Source organism: Shimia sp. FJ5 (assembly GCF_032918335.1).
GTDB lineage: Bacteria > Pseudomonadota > Alphaproteobacteria > Rhodobacterales > Rhodobacteraceae > Shimia > Shimia aestuarii_A.
Genome location: NZ_JAWJUV010000001.1, coordinates 396,829 through 410,882 on the forward strand (window position 1 = coordinate 396,829; position 14,054 = coordinate 410,882).

13 protein-coding genes are annotated in these 14,054 nt (G+C 59.9%); 10 read left to right on the forward strand and 3 right to left on the reverse strand.

Annotated features, from left to right (window positions below; translation table 11 throughout):
* Positions 1–108 precede the first annotated feature (108 nt).
* Genes R1W01_RS02090 through R1W01_RS02105 form a run of 4 tightly spaced genes read left to right on the forward strand, consistent with a single transcriptional unit; the run spans position 109 to position 5,262 of the window.
* On the forward strand, positions 109–864 hold the full coding sequence (locus tag R1W01_RS02090; RefSeq protein WP_297757435.1) for an SDR family NAD(P)-dependent oxidoreductase: 756 nt from the start codon (positions 109–111) through the stop codon (positions 862–864).
* A 43-nt stretch (positions 865–907) separates the two neighbouring features.
* Entirely contained in the window at positions 908–3,001 is a 2,094-nt protein-coding gene (locus tag R1W01_RS02095) for a 3-hydroxyacyl-CoA dehydrogenase NAD-binding domain-containing protein (RefSeq protein WP_297757438.1), read from the forward strand.
* A 1-nt stretch (position 3,002) separates the two neighbouring features.
* Entirely contained in the window at positions 3,003–4,190 is a 1,188-nt protein-coding gene (locus tag R1W01_RS02100) for an acyl-CoA dehydrogenase family protein (RefSeq protein WP_243614182.1), read from the forward strand.
* 1 nt (position 4,191) lies between these two features.
* The gene (locus tag R1W01_RS02105) at positions 4,192–5,262 is read left to right on the forward strand and encodes an acyl-CoA dehydrogenase family protein (RefSeq protein ID WP_297757443.1); all 1,071 of its coding nucleotides are present in this window, start codon (positions 4,192–4,194) and stop codon (positions 5,260–5,262) included.
* A 67-nt stretch (positions 5,263–5,329) separates the two neighbouring features.
* Here the strand turns inward: R1W01_RS02105 and R1W01_RS02110 are convergent, their stop codons facing one another.
* The 3 genes from R1W01_RS02110 to R1W01_RS02120 all read right to left on the reverse strand — a co-directional run bounded on the left by R1W01_RS02110 (position 5,330) and on the right by R1W01_RS02120 (position 8,332).
* Positions 5,330–6,532, reverse strand: a complete 1,203-nt coding sequence (locus R1W01_RS02110; protein WP_297757446.1) for an acetyl-CoA C-acyltransferase — start codon at positions 6,530–6,532, stop codon at positions 5,330–5,332.
* A 58-nt stretch (positions 6,533–6,590) separates the two neighbouring features.
* The gene (locus R1W01_RS02115; protein WP_243614185.1) at positions 6,591–7,052 is read right to left on the reverse strand and encodes a MaoC family dehydratase; all 462 of its coding nucleotides are present in this window, start codon (positions 7,050–7,052) and stop codon (positions 6,591–6,593) included.
* Between the two features lie 197 nt (positions 7,053–7,249).
* Positions 7,250–8,332 (reverse strand): Zn-dependent alcohol dehydrogenase, encoded by a 1,083-nt coding sequence (locus tag R1W01_RS02120; protein WP_243614186.1) that lies wholly within the window; start codon positions 8,330–8,332, stop codon positions 7,250–7,252.
* A 170-nt stretch (positions 8,333–8,502) separates the two neighbouring features.
* On the opposite strand from R1W01_RS02120, the gene R1W01_RS02125 reads away from it, so the two are divergent.
* The 6 genes from R1W01_RS02125 (at position 8,503) to R1W01_RS02150 (ending at position 13,923) form a co-directional block, all read left to right on the forward strand.
* A complete protein-coding gene (locus R1W01_RS02125; RefSeq protein ID WP_317275022.1) occupies positions 8,503–9,477 on the forward strand; it encodes an NADPH:quinone oxidoreductase family protein in 975 nt (324 codons plus the stop codon).
* A 184-nt stretch (positions 9,478–9,661) separates the two neighbouring features.
* Positions 9,662–10,360, forward strand: coding sequence for a fumarylacetoacetate hydrolase family protein (locus R1W01_RS02130; protein ID WP_297757458.1), 699 nt, complete (start codon positions 9,662–9,664; stop codon positions 10,358–10,360).
* 80 nt (positions 10,361–10,440) lie between these two features.
* The gene (locus R1W01_RS02135; RefSeq protein WP_317275023.1) at positions 10,441–10,653 is read left to right on the forward strand and encodes a hypothetical protein; all 213 of its coding nucleotides are present in this window, start codon (positions 10,441–10,443) and stop codon (positions 10,651–10,653) included.
* 246 nt (positions 10,654–10,899) lie between these two features.
* Complete coding sequence (locus tag R1W01_RS02140) at positions 10,900–11,949, forward strand: TRAP transporter substrate-binding protein (protein WP_297757823.1); 1,050 nt, start codon at positions 10,900–10,902, stop codon at positions 11,947–11,949.
* A 61-nt stretch (positions 11,950–12,010) separates the two neighbouring features.
* On the forward strand, positions 12,011–12,613 hold the full coding sequence (locus R1W01_RS02145) for a TRAP transporter small permease (RefSeq protein WP_297757461.1): 603 nt from the start codon (positions 12,011–12,013) through the stop codon (positions 12,611–12,613).
* Positions 12,610–13,923, forward strand: a complete 1,314-nt coding sequence (locus tag R1W01_RS02150) for a TRAP transporter large permease (RefSeq protein ID WP_243613262.1) — start codon at positions 12,610–12,612, stop codon at positions 13,921–13,923. Before R1W01_RS02145 ends, R1W01_RS02150 begins: the two co-directional genes overlap by 4 nt.
* The last annotated feature ends 131 nt before the right edge of the window (positions 13,924–14,054 follow it).

Genomic DNA, 14,054 nt, shown 5'->3' on the forward strand with positions numbered 1-14,054 from the left:
AAAAATTCTGCAAAAGTTGACTCGCTTTGTCCACACTGCAAAACACACAATCAAGATGTTTGATGCTCGTCTGGAGGCGGGCGCGATGGACGCCAAGGGAGGGGCTCTATGTTCGATTTGAAAGGCAAGGTGGCAATCATCACAGGATCGAGCCGTGGGATCGGCCGCGCGATCGCAGAGACCTTCGCCGAGGCGGGCGCTAAGGTTGTCGTCTCGAGCAGGTCGGAGGAAGCTTGTGCCCCGGTCGCCGAGGCCATTCGCGCCGGGGGCGGCGAGGTAACGGTGATTCCGTGTCATATCGGACATAGGGAGGCTCTAGAGGCTTTGGTGGCCAAAACGATCGAGGCGTATGGACGTGTCGATATCCTTGTCTGCAACGCCGCGATCAATCCCGTCTACGGCCCCATGTCATCCCTATCGGATGAAGCCTTTGACAAGATCATGGCGACCAACGTGCGATCGACCTTTCAGCTTTGCAACTTCGCTTTGCCGCACATGGAGGCGCAGGGCGGGGGCGCTGTGGTCATCCTGTCGTCTATCGCGGGGATCCGGGGTAACCCCGTGATCGGGGCTTACGGGATGTCGAAAGCGGCAGAGGCTGCCCTTGCGCGGAACCTCGCTGTAGAGTGGGGACCAAAGAACATTCGCGTCAATGCCCTTGCGCCCGGCCTCATCAAGACGGATTTTGCCCGCGCGCTTTGGGAGGATCCAGAGCGGCTTGCGAAGGTAGAAGAGCAAACACCGTTGCGCCGCATCGGTAAGCCGGAAGACATCGCAGGTACTGCGCTATTCCTGGCGAGCGACGCTTCGGCATATGTGACCGGCCAGACCATTGTGGCCGACGGTGGAGAAACGATCCGCTGAGGCGGATCATGGAACGAACAAGTAAGAGAGGACATCCAGAGAGATGCAGGATCAGGACATCATATCCGTCACCACGGAAATCGTTGGAGATATCGCCCTTGTCTGTGTGGACAATCCGCCAGTCAATGCGCTGAGCGTGCATGTGCGCCGCGGGATTCAGGACGCGGTGGCAGAAATCAACGCCGCGCAATCAGCCAAGGTCATCGTGCTATATGCCGCTGGCCGCACCTTCATTGCTGGGGCCGATATCACTGAGTTCGGCAAACCGCCGATGCCGCCCGCGCTGCCGGATCTTCTCAACGAAATGGAGCAAAGCAAGATCCCGGTGGTCTGTGTGTTGCACGGCACTGCGCTTGGCGGTGGTCTTGAGGTGGCGTTGGCAAGCCATGCGCGCGTCGGGATTAAGGGGCTTCGGATCGGTCTTCCCGAGGTGCTGATCGGACTGCTGCCGGGGGCAGGTGGGACGCAACGCGTGCCACGCCTCGCGGGAATTCCCGTCGCACTCGACATGTCCCTCTCGGGTCGACAGGTTGCCGCGAAAGAAGCGCTTGGCATGGGGCTACTGGATGCGCTCGAAGACGGCGAGCCGCGCGATGTCGCGCTCCGCGCCGGGCAAGATGCGCTTGATGGAAAGATCAAGACGCGTCGCACTGACCTGATCGATACGACACCGGATGACGCCGCGCTTGAAGAAGCGCGCAAGATGGTGGCACGCAAGTTCCCCAACCTTGTCTCACCGCAGCGTTGCATCGAGGCCATCGCCGCGTCGACCGGTCCGATTTCGGAAGGTCTCAAGATCGAGCGGAAGGCCTTCATGGATTGCCTCGACACGCCGCAACGCGCGGGCCTCATCCATGCTTTCTTTGGCGAACGCGCCGTCGCCAACATCCCTGAGAAAAAGGCCACGCCGCGCGATATCAATGCGGTCGGCGTGATCGGGGGCGGCACGATGGGGTCGGGTATCGCGACCTCTGCGCTCATGTCGGGGCTTTCGGTCACGCTTGTCGAGGTGAAGGAAGACGCGCTTGAGCGTGGCATCGCGACGATCACCAAGAACCTTGAGGGCGGCGTAAAACGCGGCAAACTCAGCGCAGACCAGCGCGATCAAATGCTGGCACAGTTGACCGGTGCAACGGACCTTGCCGCCTTGTCCGATGTGGACCTCGTGATCGAGGCCGTGTTCGAACAGATGGAGATCAAGAAAGAGATCTTCACCAAGCTCGACGCGGTCTGCAAGAAAGGCGCAATTCTTGCGTCCAATACGTCCTATCTTGATATCAACGAGATCGCCGCGCAGACGTCGCGCCCCGAGGATGTGATCGGTCTGCATTTCTTTTCACCGGCCCATATCATGAAGCTTCTCGAGATCGTTGTTGGCGAAAAGACGGCACCAGAAGTTGTGGCGAGCGGCTTTGCCCTCGCCAAACGGCTCAAGAAGATCGGTGTGCGTGCCGGGGTCTGTGACGGGTTCATCGGCAATCGGATTCTTGGCCACTACTCGAAAACGGCCTCCTATCTCGTCCTCGACGGGGCGACGCCACAGCAGGTGGATGATGCGCTCGAGGCGTTCGGGTTTGCCATGGGGCCGCACAAGGTTGGCGATCTGGCGGGGCTCGACATCGGTTGGATGACCCGCAAGCGGAAGGCGGCGACGCGTTCGGCGGAGGAACGCTATGCCGGGGCGGTCGCGGATCGCATCTGTGAAAACGGATGGTATGGCCGCAAGACCGGACGGGGCTACTATGTCTATGACGAGGGCGACATGCATCCGAACGCGGAGGTTGCAAAGATCATCGACGAGGAGCGAGCCGAGGCCGGTGTAACGCCGCGCAGCTTTACCGACGAGGAGATCGTCGACCGGTATATGACTGCGATGATCAGCGAGGCAGCCCGCGTTGTCGAAGACGGCATCGCACTGCGTCCTGTGGATGTGGATGTGGTCTTCCTGTCTGGCTATGGTTTCCCGCGTTTCCGCGGCGGTCCACTGCACTATGCCGACACCATCGGCGCCAAAGAGCTCGTGCGCCGCATCGAGACCTACGCCAAGGAAGACGCCCACTATTGGCAAGTGCCGGAAATCCTTCGTAAAATGGCGGAGACTGGCAAGAGCTTTGACGACATCAACAAGGGAGGTTGATATGGATCTGTCTTACTCATCGGAAGAGCGCGCCTTCGAAGCGGAAGTGCGCGACTTCCTCGAAAACAACTTGCCGGATCACATCGCGGCAGCTGTGCGTTCTGGGGGCGAACTCACCGGCGAGATGATGCAGGAATGGCATCGCATTCTGTCGGCGAAAGGTTGGCTCGCGACAACCTGGCCCGAAAAATACGGCGGTCCCGGTTGGACGCCGGTGCAGCGCCATATCTTTGAGGTGGAGTGCAATCGGTTCCACGCACCGCGTATCGTGCCGTTCGGTCTCGCGATGCTTGGCCCGGTGATCCAGAAATTCGGGAATGACCGCCAAAAGGCAGAGGTGCTTCCGGGCATTCTTTCTGCCGAAGATTGGTGGTGTCAGGGCTATTCCGAGCCGGGCGCCGGGTCAGACCTTGCCTCGCTCAAGACGCGGGCCGAGCGCGATGGCGATGACTATGTCATCAACGGCCAGAAAACCTGGACGACCCTTGGTCAGTTCGCCAACAAGATCTTCTGCCTTGTACGGACGAAGTTCGAAGGCAAACCACAGGAAGGCATCAGCTTTATCCTCGTCGACCTTGATACGCCGGGCATCGAGATGCGCCCGATCCGCCTGATCGAAGGCGGTTATGAGGTCAACGAGGTGTTCTTTACCGATGTGCGTGTGCCGGCCGAGAACCTCGTTGGCGAAGAAAACCAAGGCTGGACCATCGCCAAGTTCCTGCTCACCCATGAGCGCACCAATATCGCGGGTATCGGTGTTTCGATGCAGGCGCTTGAAGAGGTCAAGGCCTTGGCACGCAAGACACGCCGGAATGGGCGCCCGCTGATCGAGGATCCTCTCTTTGCGTCACGGGTCGCTCAGGCAGAGATCGACCTCGAGGCGATGAAGATCACCAACCTGCGGATGCTCTACCAAGCGCAGAAACAGGGCTATCCGGGGCCGGAAACCTCAATCCTTAAGATCAAGGGCACCGTCATCAATCAGGAATTGCGCGACCTCGCCCGCCGGGCGCTTGGTCCGTCGGCGGCGCCGTTCCCCGGTGCGATCACCGATGGCAATCTCGCGCTTTCGCCGCCGGATACCGCCAATAACGCGGCGCGCTATTTCAACAACCGCAAGACCTCGATCTTCGGTGGTTCGAATGAGATTCAGCGCAATATCCTGACCAAGACCATGTTGGAGCTTTGAGATGCATTTTGATCTGACAGAAGACCGGCAGATGCTGGCTGATACACTAAACCGCTATCTCGCGAACCAATATGGGATCGAAGCTCGCAATGCGGCTGCCTATGAAGCGCCGTTTCACGATCCGTCGAAATGGACCGAGATGGTCGAACTTGGCATTGCTGGTGCGCTCGTGCCGGAAGAGCAGGGTGGCTTTGGCGGCGCGGGATTCGATATCGCCGTGGTGTTTGAGGCTTTGGGCCGGGCGCTTTGTCCGGAACCGTTCCTCGGAACACTTCTCGCGGCGCGCCTTCTTGGGGCTGCTGGCGCGGATATGGAGGCGCTGGTCAGCGGTGAAACACGCTATGCCGTTGGGCTTGGCGAGATTGACGCCGCCTATGATCTCGACCTGATCGAGACGACAGCCAAGGCGTCGGGCGATGGTTATGTGCTCAACGGACGCAAGAGCGCGGTTTATGGCGGGCAGGACGCGGATGTGCTTCTTGTCCTTGCCAAACTTGATGGCAAGGCCGCGATCTTTTCGGTCGAGGGCAGCGCGGTCAACGTGGTCGGCTACGGCATGATTGACGGTGGCGGTGCTGCCGAGGTTCTGCTCGAGGAAACCGCGGCGACTTTGTTGGTCGAAGGCGCAGAAGCCGCAGTGGCCGACGCCGTCGCAGCGGGAAGGTTGGCGCTTTGTGCCGAGGCTGTCGGTGCCATGGAAGCGAACTATGAGATCCTTCTCGAGTACCTCAAGACCCGCAAACAGTTCGGGCGCCCGATCGGGAGCTTTCAGGTTCTGCAGCACAGAACTGTGGATCTGCTGACAGAGATCGAGCAGGCACGTTCGATCACGATTAGCGCGGCGGCAAGCCTTGGGGATGAGGACGCGTCGCTCAAGGCCGCGATGGCCAAGAACCTCGTTGGACGTGCAGCACGTCTTGTGGCCGAGGAGTCCATCCAAATGCATGGCGGGATCGCGATGACATGGGAATATGCCGCCTCGCACTACGGCAAGCGCCTTGTCATGCTGGACGCGCAGCTTGGCGATACGGACCAATGCCTGACGGAGGTCATGCAAAGTTACGCGGCCTGATCTGGGCCCTAGGCAAAGAAACGCCCCCGCGGTTTCGCGGGGGCGTTTTGGTTTTCAACATGGCAGCTTAGAGGACTTCGAAAAGCCCCGCAGCCCCCATGCCGCCGCCGACGCACATGGTGCAGACCACGTATTTCGCGCCGCGTCGTTTGCCTTCGATCAGGGCGTGACCCACCATGCGAGCTCCGGACATGCCATAGGGGTGGCCGACAGAGATCGCCCCGCCGTTGACGTTCAGGATGTCGTTCGGGATGCCCAGAACCCGCGCCGATTGCAGCACCTGACAGGCAAAGGCCTCATTGAGCTCCCAAAGGCCGATATCGTCCATCTTGAGCCCATGGGCCTCGAGGAGTTTCGGCACCGCATAGATTGGGCCGATGCCCATCTCGTCAGGTTCCAGACCGGCGGCCATGACGCCAACATAGCGTCCAAGCGGTTCCAGCCCGCGTTTCTCGGCAAGCGAGGCTTCCATGATGACACTGGCCGAGGCACCATCCGAGAGCTGCGATGCGTTGCCCGCGGTGATGTTCTGGCCTTCCTTTACGCTCTGGCCGTCCTTGAATACCGGTTGCAGTCCCGCGAGGCTTTCAAGCGTGGTCGAGGGACGGTTGCCCTCATCCTTCTCGAGCGTCACGTCGTGGAAGGAAATCTCCTTGGTTTCCTTGTCCATGACGCCCATCGACGTCGTCAGCGGCACGATCTCATCGTCAAACTTGCCTGCGTCCTGCGCGGCTGCGGTGCGTTGTTGCGATTGCAGGGCATAGGCGTCCTGATCCTCGCGCGAGACGCCGTAGCGCTCTGCCACGATCTCGGCGGTTTCGAGCATGGACATATAGAGCGAAGGCTTATGCTCGTTGATCCACGGGTCGCGTGCGCGGTCGGCGCGCATGTTCTGGTTCTGGACGAGAGAGATCGATTCCACGCCTCCACCGATCGCAACATCCATCCCGTCATGCACGACTTGTTTCGCGGCAGTGGCAATTGCCATCATGCCGCTTGCACACTGACGATCGAGCGACATGCCTGCGATGGAGACCGGAAGCCCGGCGCGGATCACGGCCTGACGCCCGATATTGCCGCCGGTTGACCCTTGTTGCAGGGCGCTGCCAATGACACAGTCCTGCACCTCCGAACCGTCCAGCCCGGCCCGAGAGACAGCGTGGCTTACGGCGTGACCAATCAGGGCCTGTGCCTGAGTGTTGTTGAATGCACCGCGAAAGGCTTTGCCAATCGGCGTGCGCGCGGTTGAAACGATAACGGCTTCCCGCATGGGGTCCTCCTCCCTTATGAATCTGGTTTAGTGTCGGGCCTCGCGCGGCCCGCGTCCATCAGCTTTTGCGCTCAACGCGCAAAGAGCGCCACTTCGCGACAAGTGCCGGTTTATCCTGACCGTCGATCTCGACGGTCACATCCCAGCAGAGCTTGCGCACGCCGGGGCGCGGTTCGATATAGTCATTCAGCACGAAACGCCCACGGATGCGCGCGCCGACCGGGACGGGCGTCACAAAGCGCACATCGTCGAGGCCATAGTTGACACCGGTGCTTTGCGTTCCGGGACGAGTCACGCATTCCTCGATCATCTTGGGCAACAGAGACAGGGTCAGGAACCCATGCGCAATTGTCCCGCCAAAGGCGGTTTGCCCGGCGGCCTCGGGATCGGTGTGAATGAATTGGTAGTCGCCGGTGACGGCTGCGAAGGCGTCAATCATCTGCTGGTCAATCGTGATCCAGGAAGAGAGACCGATTTCGACGCCGACGCTGTCTTTGAGATCCTGAACAACAGCAATCATGACAGTTCCATCCATAGCTAGGGGAGCTGTGCTCCCGGTTTAAATTCTGCAATGCGAAAAATAATTTCGCATAGCGTGCGGCGCAGTGAAGGCTCTAAAAAACATTCTGTCAAGTATGTGGAAATAATTTCCGCATTTCCGGAACGTAAAACGCCCCGTCATTTGACGGGGCGTTGGTGTCCAGCTTGTGCTGTGCCTCAGAAGAGAATCACGTTCCGCTTGGCGGCGCCGGTCTTGGTGTCGGCGATGGCGTCGTTGATTTGGCCAAGTTCCCAGCGGCCGGAGATCAGTTCATCGAGCTTGAGTCGTCCCTGTTGATAGAGGTCGACCATCCAGGGGATATCCCGCTTGATGACAGTATCCCCCATCTTGGAGCCCACGATGCTCTGGCCCGCGTCGGACATGATGAGCGGTTCATATTCGGCGCTTTGGCCGAAGGCGGGCATCCCGACCATCACAATTCGACCCCCTTCCGCGAGGTAGCGGGGGGCGGAATTGTAGGCAGGGATCGCCCCGACGGTCACGATAACCGCGTCAGCCTTTTTGCCCAAAGAGCGGATCGCATGGCGCCAGGGCTTTGGATCGCTTGCGAGAACGGCGTCAGTTGCTCCGAATTCTTTAGCGATTTCAAGCTTCTCCGGCACCATGTCGATGGCAACGATACGACGTGCCCCGGCAAGGCGCGCGCCTTGGATGGCGTTGAGGCCGATGCCGCCCGCACCGATCACCACGACATCTTCACCCGCGCGCAGTTTCGCAGCATTCACCACGGCGCCGACCCCGGTAATGACGCCGCAGCTGATCAGAGCCGCGCAATCTTTTGGCATGTCGGCGGGGATCTTCACGATCTGGCTCGTGTCGACGACGACTTTCTCTGCAAAGGCGCCGCAATCCATCGCCTGCATGATCTTGTCGCCGCCCATGGTCGTGAGTGGATGGGCTGTTTGGTCATGCGGGGTGGTGCAGATTGTCGGTTTGCCGGAGCCACAGTTGGGGCAGCTGCCACAGGCGCGGATCAGGGTCACGATCACGCTGTCGCCTTCTTCGAAACCCACGACGCCGGGGCCGACCCCGGTGACGCGCCCGGCCGCCTCGTGACCGTAGACCGCGGGCAAGGTGCCGCCGAATTTCCCTTCCCAGAAGGAGATATCGGAATGGCAAATGGATACGGCATCCAGCGTCACCTCGACCTCGTTCGTGGCGGGCGGGGCGATTTGGATGTCTTCAATAACGAGCGGCGCGCCGTATTCGTGGCACACGGCGGCTTTGATAGTCTTCATACGGGTCTCTCCTCCGGATTTGCCTCACCTTGGCGCGAATCCTTCGGCGGAGAAAAGAGATTATTTTATTGTGACGCAGTGTCCCGAAGGCTGATCAGCATCATAATTCCGATCCATGGTGATAAGGTTAACGCAGCGATTGGCCGCAAGGACTTAGGGGAGGAAAAGCCATGAAAGCCATGTTGTGCGAGGAATTTGGGCCGCCAGAACTCTTGAAACTGCGCGAGGTCGCAACGCCTGAACCGGGCGCGGGGCAAGTTCGGGTACGAGTTGAAGCCTGCGGGGTGAATTTCCCGGAATCGCTCATTATTCAGAACAAGTACCAGTTCAAGGCGGAGCTTCCCTTTGCACCTGGCGGCGAAGTGGCGGGTGTGGTCGATGCGGTGGGCGAGGGCGTGACAGCCTTCAAGCGCGGTGATGCGGTCATGGCAATGGCGCTGACCGGTGGATATGCCGAACAGATCATCGTCGACCAAGACGCGATCATGTCGCGCCCCGAGACGATGAAATCCGAAATCGCAGCCGGTTTTACAATGACTTACGGCACGTCGATGCACGCGCTCAAACAGCGTGCGCGGCTTCAGGAAGGCGAAGTCCTGCTCGTGCTTGGAGCCGGGGGCGGGGTCGGTTTGGCGGCTGTCGAGATCGGCAAGGCGATGGGCGCAACGGTCATCGCGGCGGCCTCTTCGGCTGAGAAATTGGAGGCCGCGAAACAGGCCGGGGCGGACCATTTCATCAACTATTCCGACGAGGATTTACGGGGGCGGGTGAAGGAGATCACGGGGGGGCGGGGCGTTGATGCCTTTTACGATCCTGTGGGCGGCGGGATGTTTGAAAGTTGTTTAAGGTCAATGGCTTGGGGTGGTCGCGCCTTGGTTGTCGGCTTTGCTTCAGGAGACATTCCGAAAGTCGCGGTCAACCTGACGCTTCTCAAGGGTTGTGCGATTGTCGGGGTATTTTGGGGGGCGTTCCGAAAAATTGAACCAAAGGAAGATGCGGCAAATTTTGCCGAGCTTTTCAAATGGTTCGAGGAGGGCAAGCTGGCGCCGCAAGTCAGCAAGGCCTACCCCTTGGCCGATGCTGGGCAGGCGCTTTCGGCATTGGTTAACCGTGAGGTGGTCGGGAAGGTGATTCTCACGCCCTGACCTTCGGCGCTTTGGTATTACGTCGGTATCACGTCGGTATTGCATCAGTGTGCGGCGCGGTTCACGGCCCCAAAAGGCGCAAAACAAGGGGTTTGGGTCGTGGTTAAGGTTTCGGACGCGCGATTAGGCGGCTATCAAGATCTGAACCGCTGCAAGAACGCGCCGGATGCCAGGGGGAGCCGCCATGACCGAGTATCTTTTCGAGCCGCCGAAACAGCCGTCCCTCGCCGTCGAGGGCGAGGTGGCCCGCTACCCTGTGGGGCGGATTTTCTGTGTCGGGCGCAACTACGCAGCGCATGCGGCGGAGATGGGCAACGAGGTCGATCGTGAAGCGCCGTTCTATTTCACCAAGAGCCAGCATGCCGTGCTCGAGAGCGGCGGCGTGTTGCCTTATCCGCCGGGGTCGCAGGACGTGCACCACGAGATGGAATGTGTCGTTGCCCTTGGGGCGTCGGTCTTCAAGGTTGATGAGGCCGAGGCAGCAGGGGCCGTGTTTGGCTATGGCTGCGGTCTTGATATGACGCGTCGCGACCTGCAGCAGGCGGCCAAGGACAAGCGCCGCCCTTGGGACCTTGGCAAGGATGGCGAGGGCATGGCTGTGCTTGGCCCGTTGACCCGCGCCGAGGCGGTGGGGCCGATCGGCGGGCAAGCGATCCGTCTAGAGGTCAATGGCGAAACCCGGCAGGAGGCGCGCCTCAGTGACATGATTCACGGGATCAATGCGATCATCGCGAATCTCTCGCTCTATTATCACCTGCAACCGGGCGATCTCATCATGACGGGGACGCCCGCCGGGGTCGGCCCGGTGGCCGTTGGCGATCATCTCGTGGGCGAGATCGAGGGGCTTGCTCCGGTCCGGGTTGCGATTGGCGCGGCAGAGTAAGGCCGCCTCTTGGCCTTTACTTGCCGTTTTTGGAAACCAAAACCGCGAAATCTTCAGTTTACTTTCGCTAAAAGTATTTCATGCTGCGTCATGAGCCAAAGTTCGGGGCAGGGGTGCCTCTGGCGCATGGCAGCACGAAGAGAAAGAAACGCGCGACACAGCGGGGGTTGATGGTTACAAAAACAGCTCATATCCATTCAATCGGCGTAGATAGTTGTCATGTTAAGTTTTTTGAAGTGGCTGCGACGGTTCGACCTGCAAAAGAAGTTGCCTTGTTTGCGGTCGGAGGATAATATTTAACCGACTGGTCGGTCGGGGTTGTTGGGGCCCTGCAAGGCGGACGCACCCATATCATACCCGGCGTGCCGGGACGCTGCATAAGGACGCATGCAGAGCGCCAGTAGGGCGCAGGACATAGACAAGACTTTGCCCGCTTCGAGGAGGAACGGGCCGGTCAGAAAGAAGACAGCGCTTCGGCGCACACATTGCAAGCCGGTGCTTTCGGGCATCATCGTTGATCATCCAGGGAGGACATCATGATCAAGAACCGCAGAAATATTCTCAAATTCGCCAGCGCGGCGGCCGTTGCGGCCCTGTCGTTCGGTCTTTCGGGCACTTCGGCACAGGCCGCGGACGTCACGCTTCGCATGCACCAGTTCCTGCCGGCGCAGGCCAACGTGCCGAAAAACGTGCTTCTGCCTTGGGCAGCGAAGGTCGAAGAGGAATCCGAGGGTCGCATCGCGATCCAGCACTTCCCCTCGATGCAGCTTGGCGGCAAGCCGCCTGAGCTTATCGATCAGGTGATCGACGGCGTGGCGGATATTGTCTGGACTGTTTCGGGCTACACGCCGGGCCGCTTCCCGCGCGCAGAAGTGTTCGAACTTCCGTTCACCATGACCGACGCCGAAGCGATGTCGAAAGCCTATTGGGATCTTGCCGAGGAATCGATGCTCGACCAGGACTTCAAAGACTTCAAAGTCATCGGCGTCTGGGTCCACGGTCCCGGTGTCATCCACTCGAAAGACCCGATCACCTCGGTTGACGACCTGAACGGTGTCAAGCTTCGCGCCCCGACCCGCGTCACCAACATGCTGGTGAAGAACCTCGGCGCGACCCCGGTCGGCATGCCGGTTCCGGCAATCCCGGAAGCGCTTTCGAAGGGTGTTGTCGACGCGACCATCATCCCGTGGGAAGTTGTTGGTGCTCTGAAAGTGTCGGAACTCGTGGAGAACCACACCATGTTCCCGAACGAGGCGCTTTACACCACGACCTTCATCTTCGCGATGAACAAGGACCGCTACAACGCGCTTCCCGACGATCTCAAGGCTGTGATCGACAACAACTCCGGCCTCGAGTTCTCGGGCTTCGCAGGCAAGCAGATGCAGGCCGACGACATGCCGTCCTATGAAGCTGCGAAAGCCGCGGGCAACAACATCATCACGCTCAGCGAAGAGCAGGCGGCCGAATGGAAAGCGGCGGCGGAAGCCACCACCGCAGCCTGGACCGCCGAGATGGATGAAAAAGGTCTCGACGGCACCGGCCTGCGCAAGCGTGCAGCCGAACTGATCGAAAAGCACTCGGGCAACTAAGAGACCCGAGCGCGCCCCCGGATGGGTGCCATCCGGGGGCGCTTTTTATTGGAGAGATACCATGCTCAAAATCGTGGAACGCGTCGCGCGCTTCATGGCTGTGATCGGGGGACTCGTGCTTTCGGCGCTTGTTGTCCTGACATGTGTCAGCGTGCTGGGCCGAGGGCTGAACAGTCTCGCGCATTCGGATGCCGTAGAGGGAATGTCTAGGAAGATGCGCAGCATGAAGCATCTTGCTGACAGGCTTGTGGAAGCGGGCGTCGGGCCGATCAACGGCGATTTCGAAATCCTCGAAGCCGGGGTGGCCTTTGCGATCTTCGCCTTCCTGCCGATCTGTCAGCTTTACGGCAGCCATGCCACGGTGGACATCTTTACCAACGCCCTGCCACGCAAGGCCAACAAACTCCTGATCACCTTCTGGGAAATCATCCTGACGGTGGTGATCGTGCTCATCACGGTCCGCCTTTTTGCCGGGCTTGAGAGCAAATACGCCTATGGCGATACGACATTCCTACTGCAATTCCCGATCTGGTGGTCCTACGCGCTGAGCTTTTTCGCGGCCTGCGTGGCATCGCTTGTCGGTATCTATTGCGCATTGGCGCGGGTGGCCGAAGTGGTCACAGGCCGTCGATTCATGCCCTACTCCGAGGAGGCAGTCCATTGAGCATGCTTGAACTGGGCTTCTGGTCCTTCCCTGTCCTTCTTGTGATGATCTTCCTGCGCGCGCCGATCGGGCTTGCCATGATGCTCTGCGGCTTGGGCGGTCTTTATTTCGCGATGGGCGGCACGTCCATGTTTATGGCCAAGCTCAAGAGCGAGACCTACACCACGTTCTCGAGCTATTCTCTGACAGTGATCCCGATGTTCCTGCTGATGGGGCAATTCGCGACGCTTTCGGGCATGTCCAAGGCGCTTTTCAAGGCGGCCGAAAGCTGGCTCGGGCACCGCAAGGGCGGTGTCGCGATGGCGGCGGTCGGGGCCTGTGCGGGCTTTGGCGCGATCTGTGGCTCCTCGCTTGCCACCGCGGCCACAATGAGCCGCGTCGCCCTTCCGGAACTGCGCCGCTATGGCTATTCCGGGGGCTTCTCGACCGCGACGCTTGCGGCGGGCGGCACGCTCGGCATCCTTATTCCGCCGTCGGTGATCCTTGTGATCTATGCGATCCTGACCGAGCAGAACATCGCCAAGCTCTTCCTTGCGGCCTTCGTGCCGGGGATCCTTGCGGCGATTGGCTATATCATCACCATCTCGATCTATGTCCGTCTCAACCCGGATTCGGCAGGCACGCGCGAGGCGGTGCCGATGAATGAACGTATCCGCGCCATGATTGATGTCTGGCCTGTGCTGCTGGTCTTTGGTCTTGTGGTGGGCGGTATCTATCTCGGCTGGTTTACCCCGACCGAAGGCGCCGCCGTGGGCGCGGCGGGGACCGGGCTTATCGCGCTTGTCACGGGTAACCTCACCTGGAAGATCTTCCGCGAGAGCATCATCGCCACCGCGACCTCGACCGCGATGATCTTTTTCATCGTGCTTGGCGCGGGCTTCTACAACGGTTTCCTCGCGCTCAGCCAGGTGCCGCAGGAGCTTTCCAACTGGGTCGTGGGGCAGGGGTTCAGCCCGTGGACCGTCCTTGTGATGATCCTCGTCTTCTACCTGATCTTTGGCTGTCTCATGGATTCGCTGTCGATGATCCTTTTGACGATCCCGATCTTCTTCCCGGTCATCAGCGTGCTCGATTTTGGTATGCCGGCGGAACATGTCGCGATCTGGTTCGGTATCCTCGTGTTGATCGTGGTGGAGGTGGGCCTCATTACGCCACCTGTGGGGATGAACCTTTTCATCATCAACGCCATGGACCCGCAGACGCGGATGACCGACACCTACAAGGCGGTCATGTGGTTCGTGACCTCGGATATCCTTCGGGTCATCCTTCTTGTGTTGTTCCCGGCGATCACGCTCTTCCTGATCCCCTAGAGGGACGAAAAGCGACAGAGACAAAACGGCCCGGTCCCACGTTGGACCGGGCCGTGTTGTTTTTGGACGCAAGGCACGTCTTAGCTGTCGCCTTCGGACGCGGGCTTGCCTATGACTTGGCGCAGGATAGG

What these genes read in the sequence shown, in the direction of transcription:
- R1W01_RS02095 (WP_297757438.1), top strand. Translation starts at nt 908, where the DNA reads ATGCAGGATCAGGACATCATATCCGTCACCACGGAAATCGTTGGAGAT.
- R1W01_RS02105 (WP_297757443.1), top strand. Translation starts at nt 4,192, where the DNA reads ATGCATTTTGATCTGACAGAAGACCGGCAGATGCTGGCTGATACACTA.
- R1W01_RS02120 (WP_243614186.1), bottom strand. Translation starts at nt 8,332, where the DNA reads ATGAAGACTATCAAAGCCGCCGTGTGCCACGAATACGGCGCGCCGCTC.
- R1W01_RS02135 (WP_317275023.1), top strand. Translation starts at nt 10,441, where the DNA reads ATGCTGCGTCATGAGCCAAAGTTCGGGGCAGGGGTGCCTCTGGCGCAT.
- R1W01_RS02110 (WP_297757446.1), bottom strand. Translation starts at nt 6,532, where the DNA reads ATGCGGGAAGCCGTTATCGTTTCAACCGCGCGCACGCCGATTGGCAAA.
- R1W01_RS02115 (WP_243614185.1), bottom strand. Translation starts at nt 7,052, where the DNA reads ATGATTGCTGTTGTTCAGGATCTCAAAGACAGCGTCGGCGTCGAAATC.
- R1W01_RS02130 (WP_297757458.1), top strand. Translation starts at nt 9,662, where the DNA reads ATGACCGAGTATCTTTTCGAGCCGCCGAAACAGCCGTCCCTCGCCGTC.
- R1W01_RS02145 (WP_297757461.1), top strand. Translation starts at nt 12,011, where the DNA reads ATGCTCAAAATCGTGGAACGCGTCGCGCGCTTCATGGCTGTGATCGGG.
- R1W01_RS02100 (WP_243614182.1), top strand. Translation starts at nt 3,003, where the DNA reads ATGGATCTGTCTTACTCATCGGAAGAGCGCGCCTTCGAAGCGGAAGTG.
- R1W01_RS02090 (WP_297757435.1), top strand. Translation starts at nt 109, where the DNA reads ATGTTCGATTTGAAAGGCAAGGTGGCAATCATCACAGGATCGAGCCGT.
- R1W01_RS02125 (WP_317275022.1), top strand. Translation starts at nt 8,503, where the DNA reads ATGAAAGCCATGTTGTGCGAGGAATTTGGGCCGCCAGAACTCTTGAAA.